Source organism: Agrobacterium larrymoorei (genome assembly GCF_005145045.1).
Classification (GTDB): Bacteria; Pseudomonadota; Alphaproteobacteria; order Rhizobiales; family Rhizobiaceae; genus Agrobacterium; species Agrobacterium larrymoorei.
Window position 1 is genome coordinate 2,428,530 of the sequence record NZ_CP039691.1, and the last position, 15,692, is coordinate 2,444,221.

The 15,692-nt window shown below is 56.9% G+C and carries 18 protein-coding genes; 11 read left to right on the plus strand and 7 right to left on the minus strand.

All coding sequences use genetic code 11. From position 1 onward, the window contains the following. Positions 1-2 precede the first annotated feature (2 nt). The 4 genes from CFBP5473_RS25585 to coxB all read right to left on the minus strand — a co-directional run bounded on the left by CFBP5473_RS25585 (position 3) and on the right by coxB (position 3,778). Complete coding sequence (locus CFBP5473_RS25585; protein WP_027677009.1) at positions 3-134, minus strand: hypothetical protein; 132 nt, start codon at positions 132-134, stop codon at positions 3-5. Next, complete coding sequence (locus tag CFBP5473_RS11825) at positions 134-1,087, minus strand: heme o synthase (protein WP_027677010.1); 954 nt, start codon at positions 1,085-1,087, stop codon at positions 134-136. Before CFBP5473_RS11825 ends, CFBP5473_RS25585 begins: the two co-directional genes overlap by 1 nt. Before the next feature lie 118 nt (positions 1,088-1,205). After that, positions 1,206-2,900 (minus strand): cytochrome c oxidase subunit I, encoded by a 1,695-nt coding sequence (gene ctaD / locus CFBP5473_RS11830; protein WP_027677011.1) that lies wholly within the window; start codon positions 2,898-2,900, stop codon positions 1,206-1,208. A 17-nt stretch (positions 2,901-2,917) separates the two neighbouring features. Beyond that, the gene (gene coxB / locus CFBP5473_RS11835; RefSeq protein ID WP_037171762.1) at positions 2,918-3,778 is read right to left on the minus strand and encodes a cytochrome c oxidase subunit II; all 861 of its coding nucleotides are present in this window, start codon (positions 3,776-3,778) and stop codon (positions 2,918-2,920) included. A gap of 367 nt (positions 3,779-4,145) precedes the next feature. Between coxB and CFBP5473_RS11840 the strand changes: the two genes are divergently transcribed. The 6 genes from CFBP5473_RS11840 to CFBP5473_RS11865 all read left to right on the plus strand — a co-directional run bounded on the left by CFBP5473_RS11840 (position 4,146) and on the right by CFBP5473_RS11865 (position 8,144). Then, positions 4,146-4,676 (plus strand): invasion associated locus B family protein, encoded by a 531-nt coding sequence (locus CFBP5473_RS11840; protein ID WP_027677013.1) that lies wholly within the window; start codon positions 4,146-4,148, stop codon positions 4,674-4,676. Between the two features lie 71 nt (positions 4,677-4,747). Beyond that, positions 4,748-6,163: a metalloprotease TldD gene (gene tldD / locus CFBP5473_RS11845; protein ID WP_027677014.1), complete on the plus strand. Its 1,416-nt coding sequence runs from the start codon at positions 4,748-4,750 to the stop codon at positions 6,161-6,163. A gap of 15 nt (positions 6,164-6,178) precedes the next feature. Then, positions 6,179-6,721, plus strand: coding sequence for a DUF2778 domain-containing protein (locus CFBP5473_RS11850; protein ID WP_210163874.1), 543 nt, complete (start codon positions 6,179-6,181; stop codon positions 6,719-6,721). Then, positions 6,718-6,984 (plus strand): hypothetical protein, encoded by a 267-nt coding sequence (locus CFBP5473_RS11855; RefSeq protein WP_027677016.1) that lies wholly within the window; start codon positions 6,718-6,720, stop codon positions 6,982-6,984. The genes CFBP5473_RS11850 and CFBP5473_RS11855 overlap by 4 nt, the downstream gene beginning before the upstream one ends. A 28-nt stretch (positions 6,985-7,012) precedes the next feature. After that, complete coding sequence (locus CFBP5473_RS11860) at positions 7,013-7,450, plus strand: bleomycin resistance protein (protein ID WP_037171754.1); 438 nt, start codon at positions 7,013-7,015, stop codon at positions 7,448-7,450. Between the two features lie 13 nt (positions 7,451-7,463). Next, the gene (locus tag CFBP5473_RS11865; RefSeq protein ID WP_027677018.1) at positions 7,464-8,144 is read left to right on the plus strand and encodes an HAD family hydrolase; all 681 of its coding nucleotides are present in this window, start codon (positions 7,464-7,466) and stop codon (positions 8,142-8,144) included. Here CFBP5473_RS11865 and CFBP5473_RS11870 read toward each other — a convergent pair. After that, the gene (locus CFBP5473_RS11870) at positions 8,134-8,451 is read right to left on the minus strand and encodes a nucleoside triphosphate pyrophosphohydrolase family protein (RefSeq protein WP_027677019.1); all 318 of its coding nucleotides are present in this window, start codon (positions 8,449-8,451) and stop codon (positions 8,134-8,136) included. The genes CFBP5473_RS11865 and CFBP5473_RS11870 overlap by 11 nt on opposite strands. A 117-nt stretch (positions 8,452-8,568) precedes the next feature. Beyond that, positions 8,569-9,189, minus strand: coding sequence for a pyridoxamine 5'-phosphate oxidase (gene pdxH, locus CFBP5473_RS11875; protein ID WP_027677020.1), 621 nt, complete (start codon positions 9,187-9,189; stop codon positions 8,569-8,571). 57 nt (positions 9,190-9,246) lie between these two features. Here pdxH and CFBP5473_RS11880 point away from each other — a divergent pair, with 57 nt between their 5' ends. The 4 genes from CFBP5473_RS11880 to CFBP5473_RS11895 all read left to right on the plus strand — a co-directional run bounded on the left by CFBP5473_RS11880 (position 9,247) and on the right by CFBP5473_RS11895 (position 12,721). Then, positions 9,247-9,696 (plus strand): RT0821/Lpp0805 family surface protein, encoded by a 450-nt coding sequence (locus CFBP5473_RS11880; protein ID WP_027677021.1) that lies wholly within the window; start codon positions 9,247-9,249, stop codon positions 9,694-9,696. A 213-nt stretch (positions 9,697-9,909) separates the two neighbouring features. After that, on the plus strand, positions 9,910-11,019 hold the full coding sequence (locus CFBP5473_RS11885) for a DnaJ C-terminal domain-containing protein (RefSeq protein WP_027677022.1): 1,110 nt from the start codon (positions 9,910-9,912) through the stop codon (positions 11,017-11,019). A gap of 130 nt (positions 11,020-11,149) precedes the next feature. After that, complete coding sequence (gene fabI, locus CFBP5473_RS11890) at positions 11,150-11,968, plus strand: enoyl-ACP reductase FabI (protein ID WP_027677023.1); 819 nt, start codon at positions 11,150-11,152, stop codon at positions 11,966-11,968. A 144-nt stretch (positions 11,969-12,112) separates the two neighbouring features. Next, on the plus strand, positions 12,113-12,721 hold the full coding sequence (locus CFBP5473_RS11895) for a histidine phosphatase family protein (protein WP_027677024.1): 609 nt from the start codon (positions 12,113-12,115) through the stop codon (positions 12,719-12,721). A 7-nt stretch (positions 12,722-12,728) separates the two neighbouring features. On the opposite strand, the gene CFBP5473_RS11900 is transcribed toward CFBP5473_RS11895, so the two are convergent. Next, a complete protein-coding gene (locus CFBP5473_RS11900) occupies positions 12,729-12,989 on the minus strand; it encodes a DUF1344 domain-containing protein (RefSeq protein ID WP_027677025.1) in 261 nt (86 codons plus the stop codon). A 288-nt stretch (positions 12,990-13,277) separates the two neighbouring features. Between CFBP5473_RS11900 and CFBP5473_RS11905 the strand changes: the two genes are divergently transcribed. Beyond that, a complete protein-coding gene (locus CFBP5473_RS11905) occupies positions 13,278-15,683 on the plus strand; it encodes a putative bifunctional diguanylate cyclase/phosphodiesterase (protein WP_084631822.1) in 2,406 nt (801 codons plus the stop codon). Positions 15,684-15,692 lie beyond the last annotated feature (9 nt).

Below are 15,692 nucleotides of genomic sequence, written 5' to 3' on the forward strand. Positions count from 1 at the left end.
GGTCAGTGACCGCCGATCTTGATGATGGTGATGACGTAGAACAGCACCACCAGCGCCGCCAACACTACGCCAAGCGCAATGTTGCGCCCGCGTCTCGATCTCTTCTGCGCCTCGTTCAGCTTCACCGTTTCCATCAGGCAATTCCTCCGAAAAGCGTCACGAAGGACGGCACGAGATGATCCGCCAGCAGGCCCGAGAAGATCGCAAAAAGATAGAAGACGGAATAGGCGAACATCTTCTTGGCAGGCACCATCTTCTCGTCGCCATCCGGCATGCGGCGCACGGAGATGGAACAGATGACGAAAATTGCGCTGAGAACGGCGGCAAAGATGCCATAGCCAAGCCCGGCAAGGCCGGTGAAATATGGCGCGACTGCCACGGCCATGGTCAACACGGCATAGACGATCATCTGGTTCTTGGTAGAGCGTTCGCCCGCAACATTCGGCATCATCGGAATGCCGACGGAGCCGTAATCGCGCATCTTGAACAGCGCCAGCGCCCAGAAATGCGCGGGCGTCCAGAGGAAGATGATCAGAAACAGGATGGTGCTGTCGATGGAAACGTTACCCGTGACGCAGGCCCAGCCCAGCATGGGCGGGAATGCACCGGCAGCACCACCAATGACGATGTTCTGCGGCGTGGAGCGCTTGAGCCACATCGTATAGACGACGGCATAGAAGAAGATGGTGAAGGCGAGCAGACCGGCTGCGAACCAGTTGACCGCAAGACCGAGAATGACGACGGAAAAGACCGACAGCGTAAGGCCAAAGGCCAGCGCTTCGCCCGGCGTCACACGGCCCGATGGGATCGGGCGTTTTGCAGTGCGGGTCATCACCGCATCGATATCTGCGTCATACCACATGTTCAGCGCGCCGGATGCACCCGCACCGACGGCGATACAGAGGATGGCGATGGCGCCGAGAACGGGGTTGATCGAACCCGGCGCGAGGATGAGCCCGGCAAAAGCCGTGAAGACCACCAGCGACATGACGCGCGGCTTCAACAGCTCGAAATAATCGCGCGCGCCAGCTTCGGAAAGCGAAGTCGGTTCAATGGCAAGCGTGTCGCGATTGTCGATAACGGTCATTATTTCCTGCTTTCACAGAAGACGCCACGCTCCGGGGCGGCGCCTTCTTTCATCTTTCTTCTGGCGTAAAACTGACATTTATCATGTTACGCCAGAAGAAACGCTCGGACAAAATGCCTCAGCGGATGCGCGGAAGCTGTTCCCACTGGTGGTATGGCGGCGGAGAAGACAGCTGCCATTCCAGCGTGGTTGCGCCATCACCCCAAGGGTTGTTGCCAGCCACTCTCTTCTTGGCGAAGGCTTCCCATACGCCAAAGAGGAAGATGAGTACACCCACTGCCGAGATATACGAACCGACGGAGGACACGTAGTTCCAGCCAGCGAAGGCATCCGGATAGTCGATGTAACGGCGCGGCATACCGGCAAGGCCGAGGAAGTGCTGCGGGAAGAAGATCAGGTTCACGCCGACGAACATGACCCAGAAGTGCAGATTGCCGATCTTCTGGCTGTACATGTAGCCGGTGATTTTCGGGAACCAGTAATACCAACCGGCGAAGATGGCGAAAACGGCGCCGAGCGACAGAACGTAGTGGAAGTGAGCCACCACGTAATAGGTGTCGTGCAGCGAACGGTCGAGACCGGCATTGGCAAGCTGAACGCCCGTGACACCACCCACCGTGAAGAGGAAGATGAAGCCGATTGCCCAGATCATCGGTGTCGTGAAGGTCAGCGAGCCGCCCCACATCGTCGCGATCCAGGAGAAAATTTTGATGCCGGTTGGCACCGCAATCACCATGGTTGCGAAGACGAAGTAGCGCTGCGCTTCGAGCGACAGGCCGACCGTGTACATGTGGTGCGCCCACACGATGAAGCCGACGGCACCGATGGCGACCATGGCATAGGCCATGCCGAGGTAACCGAAGATCGGCTTGCGCGAGAAGGTGGACACGATGTGGCTGATGATGCCGAAGCCGGGCAGGATCAGGATGTACACTTCCGGGTGACCGAAGAACCAGAACAGGTGCTGGTAAAGGATCGGGTCGCCGCCGCCTTCAGGCGAGAAGAAGCTGGTGCCGAAGTTGCGGTCCGTCAGAAGCATGGTGATGCCGCCAGCCAGAACCGGCAGGGATAGAAGCAGAAGGAACGCCGTAACCAGAACCGACCAGGCAAAGAGCGGCATCTTGTGCAGCGTCATGCCCGGTGCGCGCATGTTCAGGATCGTGGTGATGAAGTTGATGGCACCGAGGATCGAGGACGCGCCCGCAACGTGCAGCGCAAAAATCGCCAGATCGACCGCCGGTCCCGGCATGCCGCTTGTGGCAAGCGGCGGATACATGGTCCAGCCGCCACCGACGCCGTAGGCGCCCGCCGGACCTTCCACGAAGAGCGAAAGAAGCAGCAGGATGAAGGCCGGAACGATCAGCCAGAAGGAAATGTTGTTCAGGCGCGGAAAGGCCATGTCCGGCGCGCCGATCATGATCGGCACCATCCAGTTGGCGAAACCGCCGATCATGGCGGGCATGACCATGAAGAAGATCATGATGAGCGCATGCGCGGTGGTGAACACGTTGAACATGTGCTTGCCGCCATCGATGGCAGCGTCGCCTTCGAAACCATAGACCATGGACGCCAGACCGTGGAAAATCTGGATGCCCGGTTCCTGCAACTCCATACGCATGACGACCGACAGGCCGCCACCGATGATACCGGCGATGATCGCGAAGATCAGATAGAGCGTGCCGATATCCTTATGGTTGGTGGAAAACAGCCAGCGCTGCGCAAAGCTCGGCTTGTGATCATGATGGGCATCATCGTCGTGATGGGCTTCAAGACCATGAGAGTGATGATCTTCGTGTGTGGAATGTCCAGCCATTGTCCTCACTCCTCGTGTCAGTTGGTTTCGTTTCCGGCAACGCGGATGGCGCTTGGGCCATCAACAGAAGCCATGAGCGCCCGGTTCGCACCGCTCAAATCGGAAGCGGCAGCGGTATACCAGGTTTTATATTGCTCTTCGGAAACCACACGAATGGCAATCGGCATGAAGGCGTGGTCCTTGCCGCAAAGCTCGGAGCACTGACCGTAATAGAGGCCTTCCTTCTCGGGCTTGAACCATGTTTCGTTCAGGCGACCGGGAACGGCATCGATCTTGACGCCGAAGGCTGGCATTGCAAATGCGTGAATGACGTCTGTCGGCGCAGCGGTGACGAGCATGCGAACGGTCTTGTTGACCGGAACGACGAGTTCATTATCGACGGCGAGCAGGCGCGGATAGCGCGCCTTGTCTTCCTTGCCTGCTGCGGCGCGGTCGCCTTCCTTCAGCATGTAGCTGTCGAAGGCCAGCGTTTCGCCCCCAGCGGGCGCTTCATACTCATAGTTCCACTGCCACTGGGTGGCGGTGGCCTTCAGCGTCAGGTCCGGGTTTTCCGGCTGCGTCAGCTGCGCATTGAGCAGGTTGAAGGATGGCAATGCAATGAAAAGAAGAATCAGAACCGGTGCGAGCGTCCAGACCACTTCGATGGCCGTATTATGGCTTGTCTTGGACGGAACAGGATTTGCAGAAGCCCGAAACTTGACGACGACGAGAACGAGTAGAACGAGAACGAAAAGCGTGACAGGAACGATAAACCACAGGGTATATTGTTCAAACCACCGAATTTCATGCATGATTGGCGTGGCAGCCTCCTGCAATCCCATCTGCCATTCCCTTGGCTGATCGGCGCTTGCGCCAACAGCCGTGAACAGACAGATCATGCCCGCCAAGCTTGCGAAAATCCTATTAATCACGGTACCTCTCCCTCACGCGCCTGATCATGATCAATCTCAGACGCAGAATCCATGCTTATAGTATAGACTTCAAATCACAGTTTGCCCTTCGCCGCAATATCGCCTTGCTTTGGTTCAGAACCATTTTTCTTGAGTCGTTTTCAGGCATCACCTCAGCCTTCGCCTTGGGCGCAAAAGGCCCGGGCGGCGGGCGATTTAATTTCTGCGGATGAAGATGATAGCGGCTCACAGGTCCTATTTTGGCCGTACTCGCTTGGAATTGAAACCTGCGGCTCTTTCATTTCCCGCTTCGGAAGGCAAAATAGCCGCACTGATTCGAATTCCAGAGGTATCCATGCGTCTGCCCCCGATCGCGCGCGCCGTTTTTGTCGCCGCCGGCTTTTCTCTCATCGCGTCTGGCATAGCGCCGGGCGTGAGCTTCGCCCAGCAGCAACCGGGCACGCCAAAGTCGACGCATGGCTCCTGGTCCGTGATCTGCGACAAGCCCGCCGGTGCATCCGAAGAGCAATGCGCGCTGATGCAGAACGTGATTGCAGACGACCGCCCGGAAGTGGGTCTGTCGGTCGTGGTGCTGAAAACGGCGGATCGCAAATCCCGCATCCTGCGCATTCTGGCACCGCTCGGTGTGCTGTTGAAGGATGGCATGGAGCTATATATCGACAATAATAATATCGGCCGTGCCTATTTCACCCGCTGCTTTGCCGAGGGATGCTATGTCGAAGTCGATATCGACGACGAGCTGATGAAGGTGCTGCGCGCTGGCAAGCATGCCGTATTTGCGCTGCGCGAATCCGTCGATCAGGACCGTGTCGGTATTCCGATCGAATTGAGCGGCTTTGCCGAGGGCTACGACGCCCTCCCCTGATGCGACTTGCACCGCCGCTCCTCACCACTTAAATGCGTGGGTATGATTGATACCGACGCCTGGAGCACGCGATGACCCAAGACCTTCTGACGCTTTTCGATTGCGACGAGGGACAGTTGCGAGCGCAAGTCGCGGCAGCACTTTCCGGCGCCGATGACGGTGAACTGTTCGTGGAGCACGCGCAGGCGGAATCGCTGACCTTCGACAATGGCCGCCTCAAGGGCGGCAGCTTCAACACCGATCAGGGCTTCGGCCTTCGCGCCGTGGCAGGAGAAACGGTGGGCTATGCCCATGCAGGCGAGCTTTCAACCGCCGCCCTGCAACGCGCCGCAGGTGCGGTGGGCGCGGTGACACGGGGCTATTCCGGCTCCTATGCCGCAGCACCCCAGCGCACCAACAAGAAGCTTTACGGCGATGAGAACCCTATCGGCTCTCCCTCCTTCGAGGAAAAGGTCAAGCTTCTGACCGAGATCGACACCTATCTGCGCGACAAGGACCCGAAGGTTCGCCAGGTCACCGCTTCGATTGCGGCAAGCTGGCAGGTGGTGGATATTCTGCGCGCCGATGGCCATCGCGTCAGCGATGTGCGGCCCATGACACGCATCAATATTTCCGTCGTGGCGGGCGAAGGCGACAGGCAGGAAAGCGGCTCCTATGGCATTGGCGGGCGCGTCGGCTTCGGTGATTTCATCACGACCGAAAACTGGCAGCGCGGCGCAGATGAGGCGTTGCGGCAGGCGCTGGTGAACCTCACGGCCATCGATGCGCCAGCGGGCACGATGGATGTCGTGCTCGGCTCCGGCTGGCCCGGCGTCATGCTGCATGAAGCTGTTGGCCATGGCCTCGAGGGCGATTTCAACCGCAAGAAAACCTCGGCTTTTGCGGGTCTTTTGGGCGAAATGGTTGCCGCCCCCGGTGTAACCGTGGTGGATGACGGCACCATCGATAGCCGCCGAGGCTCGCTGACGGTGGACGATGAAGGCACGCCTTCCGGCTACAATGTGCTGATCGAAAACGGCAAGCTTGTCGGCTATATGCAGGACCGCCAGAACGCCCGCCTGATGGGCATGACGGCCACCGGCAACGGACGTCGGCAGGGATATTCCCACGTTCCGATGCCGCGCATGACGAACACCTATATGCTGGGCGGCGACAAGACGCCGGAAGAAATCATCGCCTCCGTGAAGAAGGGCATTTATGCCGTTTCCTTCGGCGGCGGACAGGTGGATATCACCTCCGGCAAATTCGTCTTCGGCTGCACGGAAGCCTACCTTATCGAAAACGGCAAGATCGGCGCGCCGGTCAAGGGTGCCATGCTCATCGGCAACGGTCCCGATGCCATGAAGCGCGTAACGATGATCGGCAACGACATGAAACTCGACACCGGCATCGGCAATTGCGGCAAGGCAGGCCAATGGGTCCCGGTCGGCGTCGGCCAACCGCATCTGCGGATGGACCAGATTACGGTGGGTGGGACGAAGGCATAATTCTTCCATCTATAATTGAATAAAAAATTCGCCGTTACAACTTTTGCCATTTTTTGTTTTCACGATATCCAGATTGGTTATCTGGTGTATGGAGAATATTTAATGGATTGGACGTTTGAATTAAACGGCTTGCCTATGAGTGCATTGACCCGTCAGAGCGTTTCTATACCGGCTTTTTCCGGGCTTAGGGCGCAAGCCAATAAACGGGAGCACGCCTGCTCAGTTGGAGAGGGGCCTATACCTCCCGGAGAGTACCACATTTTCGACAGACAGTCAGGCGGTCTACTAGGACCGTTACGTGACTTATTTAGCGGTCGATCCGAATGGTTCGCTCTGTACGCTGCTGACGGAAAAATCGATGACGAAACCTTGTGCAACCAGATCAAGCGTGGAAATTTCAGATTGCACCCCAAGGGATCGATGGGGATAAGCGAAGGCTGTATAACGGTAGAACACCGTTCAGACTTTCAGCGATTGAGAGCCTTGCTGCTTCAAGCACCTAAAATCAAAATCCCGGGGATAGCTCTTGAGTCCTATGGAAAGGTCATCGTAAAATGAAAAAGACCATAGGCGCTGCAATCTTCACAATATGGGTTCTAGTAGCCTCAGCGTTTATAACGCATTTGTGGCTGACCCGCCCAGACATGTTTCCGACTTTTCCACCCACGCTGGCCGAGAAGCTAGTTTCACTCTACGGTGCTGAAAATGCCGAACAGGTATCCGACCTTGAAATAATAATTGGCTTTGGCTTCAGTATACCCTTGATAGCTTTAATCACATTTATATCCCTACGGGCACTGCGCTACCTGAAACACAGTTGAATGAACACGAAGAGGGCTTAACTACCTAATGACCTTCATCCCCAATGCCCTCGTCCCCGAACTCGCCGTTAATGACTGGTATAAAAGCCGGATGTTCTACTGCAATCTGCTTGGCTTTCATGTGGTTTATGAGCGGCCCGAGGAAGGGTTTACCTATCTGGCGCTGGGCGATGCGCAATTGATGATCGATCAGATTGGCGCGGGGCGGACATTCGAGCAGGAGAATGCTCCGATCACGTTTCCTTTCGGGCGGGGCATGAACCTGCAGCTTCAGGTTCCGTCTCTCGAGCCTATTCTCGACAAGCTGGAGACAGCGGGCGTCAAGCTTTTCCTGCCGCTGGAAGAGAAATGGTATCGCAAGGGCGAGACCGAAGTGGGAAATCATCAGTTCGTGGTTGCCGATCCGGATGGGTACCTTATCCGGCCCTTCGAGAGCTTGGGCGAACGCCCCTTCCGGTTCGGCTGAGGTGTTTCACATGCTGCTTCCCCGTTTGCCGCGTGCGGTCATCTTCGACATGGATGGCCTGCTGATCGAGAGTGAAAAACTATATCGCGATTCTTTCCTTGCCGCTTCGGAAGAAGGTGGGCATGGGCTGCCGGTGGAGCTTTACCAGCGCGTTTGCGGAAGCCCATGGGACATGATCACGCGGACTATTACCGCCGAACATGGCGCGGATTTTCCGATGGATGCGTTTCGGGATGCGTGGCTGCGGCATCTGGCAATCCAGATGGCGGGCGGGGTGGCGCTGAAGGATGGCGTGAGCGAAATCCTCGATCTGCTCGATGATCTCGGATTACCGCGTGCGATAGCCACCTCATCCCGACACGAATCCGTCAACCGTCATCTTGGCCCTTTTAGTCTCATTCCCCGCTTCGACCATATCGTCGCGCGCGAAGACTATACGGAGCCAAAGCCCGCCCCGATGCCATATCTGACAGCTGCAAGGCTTCTGGGCATCGACCCAGCCGATTGCGTTGCTCTGGAGGATTCCTATCACGGCGTACAATCCGCATCCTCCGCTGGCATGATGACGGTGATGGTGCCCGATGTCGCGCCGCAGACGGAGTTGATGCAGACGAAGTGCGTTGCGATTTGCGTTAACCTCATGGAAGTCGCAACATTGCTACGGCGAACCGCCGACATGCGCGTCAGCGATTAGGGCTATCGAGCGGGTCGAACAGCCATTTGCGCTTGATGGAGCTCAGCAGATCGAGATCGTTCTGCTTTGCCAGAAGCAGAATATGTCCAAGAAGATCGGCAGCTTCGTCGGATAGATCCTGATGCATTTCCTCAGGTGTCTTACCCCTCGTGCGGCCCCTGCCGCTGAGGCGATTCCAGGCTTGCGTCACCTCGCCCACTTCTTCCTGAAGTTTCAGCATGAACCAGTCGGGATCACGGGTAATGCCATTGGCATTGGCGTATCTGGCCGACGCTTGCTCGAATTGCTGCATGAGATCAGCTAACATTATGTTCTCCTTACGTTCGTGCGAAAGAGAACATAATTCGAACGGCGAGTCGATAGGCTCCTTGCCGGGCGCGAATGTTTTTTTTCGCGCCCGAAAATCTTAGCCGATAGCCGGGCATCAAGGATACATCCGCACCTTGGCCCAAGGTGTCTCCGGGCTCTCGCGACGGAATTCCACCCGGTCATGCAGACGGAACTTGCGGTCATGCCAGAATTCGATGGTCAGCGGCCTGATGCGGAAGCCGGACCAGTGCGGCGGGCGGGGAATATCGCCAATCGCATATCTGGCGGTATATTCGGCAACGGCTTTTTCCAGCGCAAAGCGGCTTTCGAGCGGGCGCGACTGCTTTGACGCCCAGGCACCGATGCGGCTGCCGCGTGGACGCGAGGCGTAATATTCATCCGCCTCCTCATCGCTGACGACCTCCACCAGACCGCGGATGCGGACCTGCCTGCGCAGGCTTTTCCAGTGAAAGCACATGGCTGCCTTCTTCTGACCGAGGATTTCGATGCCCTTTCGGCTTTCGAAATTCGTGTAGAACACGAAGCCGCGCTCATCGGCGCCTTTCAGCAGCACCATGCGCACGCTTGGCATGCCATCCTCATCCACGGTAGCAAGCGCCACCGCATTCGGATCGTTCACCTCGGATGCAGTTGCATCCCGCAACCATTCGGCGAAAAGCGCGAAAGGCTCATTTTCTTCGGTGAAGTCACTAGATGTTAACCCCGTTTCCGACATATTGAATAAAATGCTCCCGAGCTGATTTGCGTACCAGAGATGGTTTCTGGGTAAGAGATGGTGAACGTCATAGCAAAGTCGAACAGTCGAACAAAGAGCTTCCTGTCATCGGTGGTGGATGTTTCCGCTGCTGTTGCGATGGCCGTGATGCTGACGGGCTGTGTGAGCCTGGATTTGTTCGGTGGAGAAAAAGTCGATCGGTCGCTCTCCACGGCATCTGTTCCCAACCAGCAGACCGCGCCTACCCTTTCCGACGACGCGACGATACGCAATGCGGTAACCTCCGCCGATCTGGTAAAGGTTGCCGATTCTCCTGTTCCGTGGGCCAATGCGGCAACGGGCAGCGCTGGCGTCGTTACCGCCATTCGCGAAGACAGAAGCACAGGCTTCGTCTGCCGCAACTTCGCCACCACGCGCCATTCCTTCGAAGGAATTGCCAGTTACACCGGCCAGGCATGCCTTTCTGAGACAGGCGACTGGCTGATGACCCGCTTCGATCAGAAATAAAGCGTTTACCCTGTCTTCGAGAACAGGGCCTTCACACGCCTGCGCAGGGCGTGCGTAAAGGTCTGATTAGCAACTTCTTGCCACAGTCGATCCAGTTTTTAAGAACTTGACCGTGCAACGCAATCGCAGGCTCGCACGTTCAGGGCGAGTGTTCTTCGGTTTCCAGGTCCCCGAAAGGAGAGACCGGAATTGCAGGCGTAACTGGTGGTGCGGATGCGTGATCCCTATTCTATTCTCGGCGTCAAGCGCGATGCCGGTTCGGACGAGATAAAAGCGGCCTGGCGTTCCAAGGCCAAAACGGTGCATCCAGACCAAAATCGCGACGATCCGGACGCGACGGAACGCTTTGCCGAAATTGGCCAGGCCTATGACCTGTTGAAGGATCCGCGCAAGCGCGGCCTTTACGATCAGGCGCGCCGTGCGGCGGAAGGCAAGAAGCGCGAACAGACAATCATGCAGCAGCGCGAAGCGGCCCGTGAGGCGGCTGAGCGCGCCAAGGCTGCCGAGAAGCTGATGGAAGAGCTGGCGCGCGCGCAGGAGCGCAATGCAAAAGCGAATGCCGCTCCCGGCGAAGCCGCTGCCTCAGCGCCAAACACCGATCAGACCGCCAAGCCGGAATCCGCGGAGGATATGCTGGAACGCATCTTCGGCGCTGAAGCCAAGGGCAAGATGCGCCCGGAAGCCGAGAAGAATTCGTCCGTGGCAGAGGGTGATCATGCGCATGCGCAGGATAAGAATGAAGCGGGCGGCTCGATTGCGCTCAGCCTCTTCAACGCACTGATCCGCCGCATTCGCGGCACGCAGACAGCGGTGGAAAAAGCACCTGACATGACGGCGGAAGCCATCGTAACCGTCAATGACATCATCGACCAGAAATCCGTCACCATCCGCATGCCGGACGAACGCGATGTGCGTTTCACGCTCGATGCCGGAACAACGGATGGACATATCGTGCGGCTGAAGGGCCAGGGCCTGAAGCTGCCGGATGTGGCGCGCGGCGACCTTGTGGTGACTGTTCTGGTTGCGCGTGACGATGCGTTCACGGTGAAAAACCACGATATCCACACAACTTTGCCTATCTCGCTGGCGGATGCCGTGCTGGGCTGCGAAACTACGGTGCAATCCCCTCGCGGAGAGCAGCGGGTGACGGTGCCTGCATGGTCCGGTTCCGACAAGGCAATCCACGTGGAAGCCAAGGGTTTGCAGAAGGAAGACGGTACTTTCGGCGATCTTGTCGTCGAACTTCGCATCGTCCTTCTGGAGACGCCGGACGCCAAGGTAACGGACCTCATGCGCCATATGCGCGAAGGTCTTTATCTGTGACAAGCCATTGAAAGCGGTGAACAACGCACCCTTTGTTACGCTCCCTTACATGAGATGATCTGAGGCCTTCTTGAACAGGCGTTCTGCCTATGCCATAGGCAGGTTCGATCTAAAGTATAGGGAGCATCCAATGGCTCAGACATCCGGCCTCATGGCTGGCAAGCGTGGCCTCATCATGGGCGTCGCAAACAACCGTTCCATCGCCTGGGGCATTGCCAAGGCATGCGCCGATGCAGGTGCCGAACTGGCGTTCACCTGGCAGGGCGATGCGCTGAAGAAGCGCGTGGAACCCCTTGCCCAGGAACTTGGCGCCTTCATGGCAGGCCATTGCGATGTGACCGATCTGGAAACCATCGATGCGGTGTTCTCCAATCTCGAAGCGCATTGGGGCAAGATCGACTTCGTCGTTCACGCCATTGCGTTTTCGGACAAGGACGAGCTGACGGGCCGTTACCTCGACACCAGCCGCGACAACTTCAACCGCACTATGGACATCTCCGTCTATTCGCTGGCAGCCGTTGCAAAGCGTGCGGACCCCATCATGAACGATGGCGGCTCCATTCTGACGCTGACCTATTACGGCGCGGAAAAGGTCATGCCGAATTACAACGTCATGGGCGTTGCCAAGGCTGCTCTCGAAGCAAGCGTGCGCTATCTGGCGGTAGATCTCGGCAATCGCGGCATCCGCGTCAACGCCGTTTCCGCCGGTCCGATAAAGACGCTGGCGGCCTCCGGCATTGGCGATTTCCGCTATATTCTCAAGTGGAACGAGTACAATGCGCCGCTGAAGCGCACGGTTTCCATCGAAGAAGTCGGCAAGTCTGCGCTCTACCTGCTGTCCGATCTTTCGACCGGCGTTACCGGTGAAGTTCACCATGTGGATTCCGGTTACCACACGATCGGCATGAAAGCGGTGGACGCACCCGACATCTCTGTCGTAAAGGATTAAGGCATAAGCGTCTGTTTTCGATTCTGTTGAACACGGAATTGCAAGGCGAGGCGCGATAAGCTTTTAGTGATGTGCGCCGCCACATTTTTGACGTGCGGCGCAATCAATCCTTTTGAACGAAAGAGTTTGAACAGGGGTTTTGCTTTGCTGGTCTATGTTATCCGCCACGGACAGACGGACTGGAACGCGATAAGAAGGCTGCAAGGCCAAAAGGATATTCCCCTCAATGACTTCGGTCGTTCCCAGGCAGTTGGGAACGGCAAGACCCTCTCCCATATCCTTGGCCCTGCTGCGACGGAGTTCGACTATGTCGCAAGCCCGCTAGGCCGCACGCGCGAGACGATGGAGCTCATGCGCGGCGCAATGGGTCTCGATCCCACCGCCTACCGTACGGACGCGCGCCTTGTCGAAGTTTCCTTCGGCGATTGGGAAGGCTACACCATTCCCGAGCTCAAGCTTGCATTCCCGGACAGGGTAAAGGCGCGCAAGGCCGCGAAGTGGGATTTCATTCCACCGGGGGAAGACGCCGAAAGCTACGAAATCCTCTCCTGGCGTATCGGCGCGTGGCTATCGTCGGTCGAGCGAAAGACCGTCTGTGTCTGCCATGGCGGGGTCATCCGCTCCATCTTCCGGCTTGTCTCCAGCATGGACAAGGATGAGGCGTCGGATATTCCAATTCCGCAGGATCGCATTCTGCGGGTGGAGACGGACAGGAATATTGCTGAATGGGTGTCGGTAAGCGAAACCGTGTGAGCGGTGCTTACTGAACGACTTCCAGATCGTCCACGACGCGTTTGCCATCGACTTCGGTGTAGAAGACCAGAACCTTCACGCCCGGTTGAAGTCCTTCGAAGTTGAACTCCTCAGGCACCTTGTAGTTTTTGCCATCGGCCAGCGTAATGCTGAGGCCCTTCACATCGACCTTGCTGATGGTGGATTCGACATCGACGCTCTGCGCGAAACCGTTCAACGGTGCGAACAGACTTGCAGTGGCCAAAAGTGCGGCAATCATCAAGCGCATGGATTTAGCTTCCTTCAGGCTGCGTATCAGTTTTCCATGCAACAAGATTTGTCTCCCGAATGTGGCGGAATTTGCCCGCAACCATGTCTTTTTCGGTATAATTGATGAATGGATTTTAACCAATAATCAAGCCTTTAGACAGTTTTTCCTCGTGAACGGTCAAATGAACCAATAATTCGCCCAGACAGCGTTTCTCTATACTGCTTGATTCAGAATATATTTTAGTTTCGCCTCCATAAGAGACTGAATGCTGCTCAGTTTTAGGATAATCTTTGTAGGATCACATTTATGGCTTCTCGAATTTTAAGAGGCACAAGCAAGACTTTTACGTTTCTACTCATTGCGGTGACAGCAGCCGTCTTCATTTCCATTCACATATTCGATCCAGACTCCTTCTGGATCACCCTGCCCTTTCTTCTGACCCTTATTCTGGTGGCCGAGCGCAACCGCAATCTGACGGACCTGCGTGCGCGCGAAGACAAGCTTCTTCAGCTTTCGCAACGCTTCAAGCTGGCGATGGATTCGTCCAATATCGGGCTTTGGGAAATCAACGGTCGGTCATCCTGCTATCTCGATGAAAGAGCGGCAGCGCTTCACGGCTTTCTTGCGACTGAAAAGAAAATTCCACTGGCAGATTGGCTTGCCGCCATGATTGCGGAGGATCGGGAGAAGGTTTCCCAGTTTCTGCATCAATGCGAGAGCGACCATGAAACCCTTTCCGAGGTCTATCGCATACCCGCAGCCGATGGCTCGGTGCGCTATCTGCGTTCAGCCGGATCGAACTATGTGACGCCGGATGGCGCGCGCCGCATCACCGGCATCATCTGGGACGTGACATCCGATATGCAGATGGCGCAGACGTTGCAGGATTCCAAATATAGCAGCGACGTTAAAAACGCAGAGCTGGAACTTGCGCTTCAGGAACTGTCTTCGCGCGAGCATGACCTGATGGAACTGTCGCGGCGGCTCGATCTGGCCCTGCAGTCTTATAATTGCGGCATATGGGAAGCGGATCTTACCAACAACCGGACCTATTGGGACCGGCGGATGCATCAGCTCTATGGGCTGGCCTTCACCACAGGTATTGTTTCGCATGAAAAGTGGTTAGCCTGCCTCCACCCGGATGATCGCGACTATGTCGAGGAGATCGCTGCAGAAGCGATTGCCAACAATCGAAACCTTTCCAGCGTCCAGCGCGTCGTGCTGCCGAACGGGGAACTTCGTTACGTTCGCTCTGTCGGGCAGATCCATCAGCGTTCCAATGGAAATCGAAAGATCGTCGGCATTTCCTTCGATGTTACAGCCGACAGGCAGATCGCGGATGAGCTGAAATCCGCGAAGGAGGAAGCGGAAGCACGCAATGCCGAGCTTATCGAAGCGAAATCGCGGATCGAGCACAATGCATTGCATGATCCGCTGACAGGGCTTGCCAACCGGCGCTGTCTTGACCTCGAACTGGACAGAGTGGCGACGCTGGGCGAAGAGGCAGGCCGGAAGCGCTTTGCCATTCTCCACCTCGATCTTGACCGTTTCAAGCAGATCAACGACACGCTGGGCCACGCGGCGGGCGATGCCATGCTGGTGCACACCGCCGAAATTCTGAACCGCAATGTGCGGGACGGCGATATCGTCGCACGCATCGGCGGTGATGAATTCGTCATCCTGATTACGGAAGTGGGCGACAAGGATCACGTCAAATCGGTGGCCACGCATATCATTGCCGCTTTCAAGCATCCCTTCGATTTTCAGGGTTTCACCTGCCGCTGCGGCGTTTCCATCGGCATTGCCTTTGGAGAAAGCAACACCCATGACGCGCGCAAGACGCTGATCAATGCCGACCTTGCCCTTTACCGCGCCAAAGCGACGGGGCGAAACCGCTACGAATTCTTCACGCAAAATCTTCAGGCGGAACTCGTCAACCACAAGCGAATGGCCGATGAGATTCTTTCCGGCTTGGAAAATGGGGAATTCGAGACCTGGTACCAGCCGCAATTCTGTGTCCAGACGGGCGATATTGCCGGCATCGAAGCACTGGTGCGCTGGCGGCATCCGACGCGCGGCCTGCTGACGCCGGACAAGTTTCTCAAAATCGCCGAGGAACTCAATGTCGTTCAGGTGCTGGACCGGATCGTTCTGCAAACGGCGCTTCAGGATCGGCGTATCTGGACCCTCAAGGGGCTCGACGTGCCGCGCGTTTCCGTCAACGTCTCCCTTCGCCGCCTGCATGACGAGCATCTGGCGGAAAGCCTGAAGGAACTTGCGATCCTGCCGGGCGAAGTGACGTTCGAACTGGTTGAATCGATCTTCCTCGACGAGAGCGAGGAAAAGGTCGTTCGCAATATCGAGAAGATCAAGGCGCTCGGCATCGATATCGAGATCGATGATTTCGGCACGGGCCACACATCGCTCATCAGCCTGCTGCGCATCAAGCCGAAGCGGCTGAAGATCGACCGGCAGCTGGTCATGCCCATTCTCGCCTCGCCGCAGGAGCGTTCGCTGGTGCGCTCCATCATCGACATCGCCCGCTCGCTTGGCGTGGAAACGGTGGCCGAGGGCGTGGAAAGCCATGCCCACGCCGCCATGCTGAAGGATATGGGCTGCGATCTGTTGCAGGGATATGCTTTCGCAAAGCCGCTGTCGCCGGAGGATTTCTCCAACTTTGCCACGGCGCAACTCTGGCGTCAGGTCTCGTAATCCGGCAGA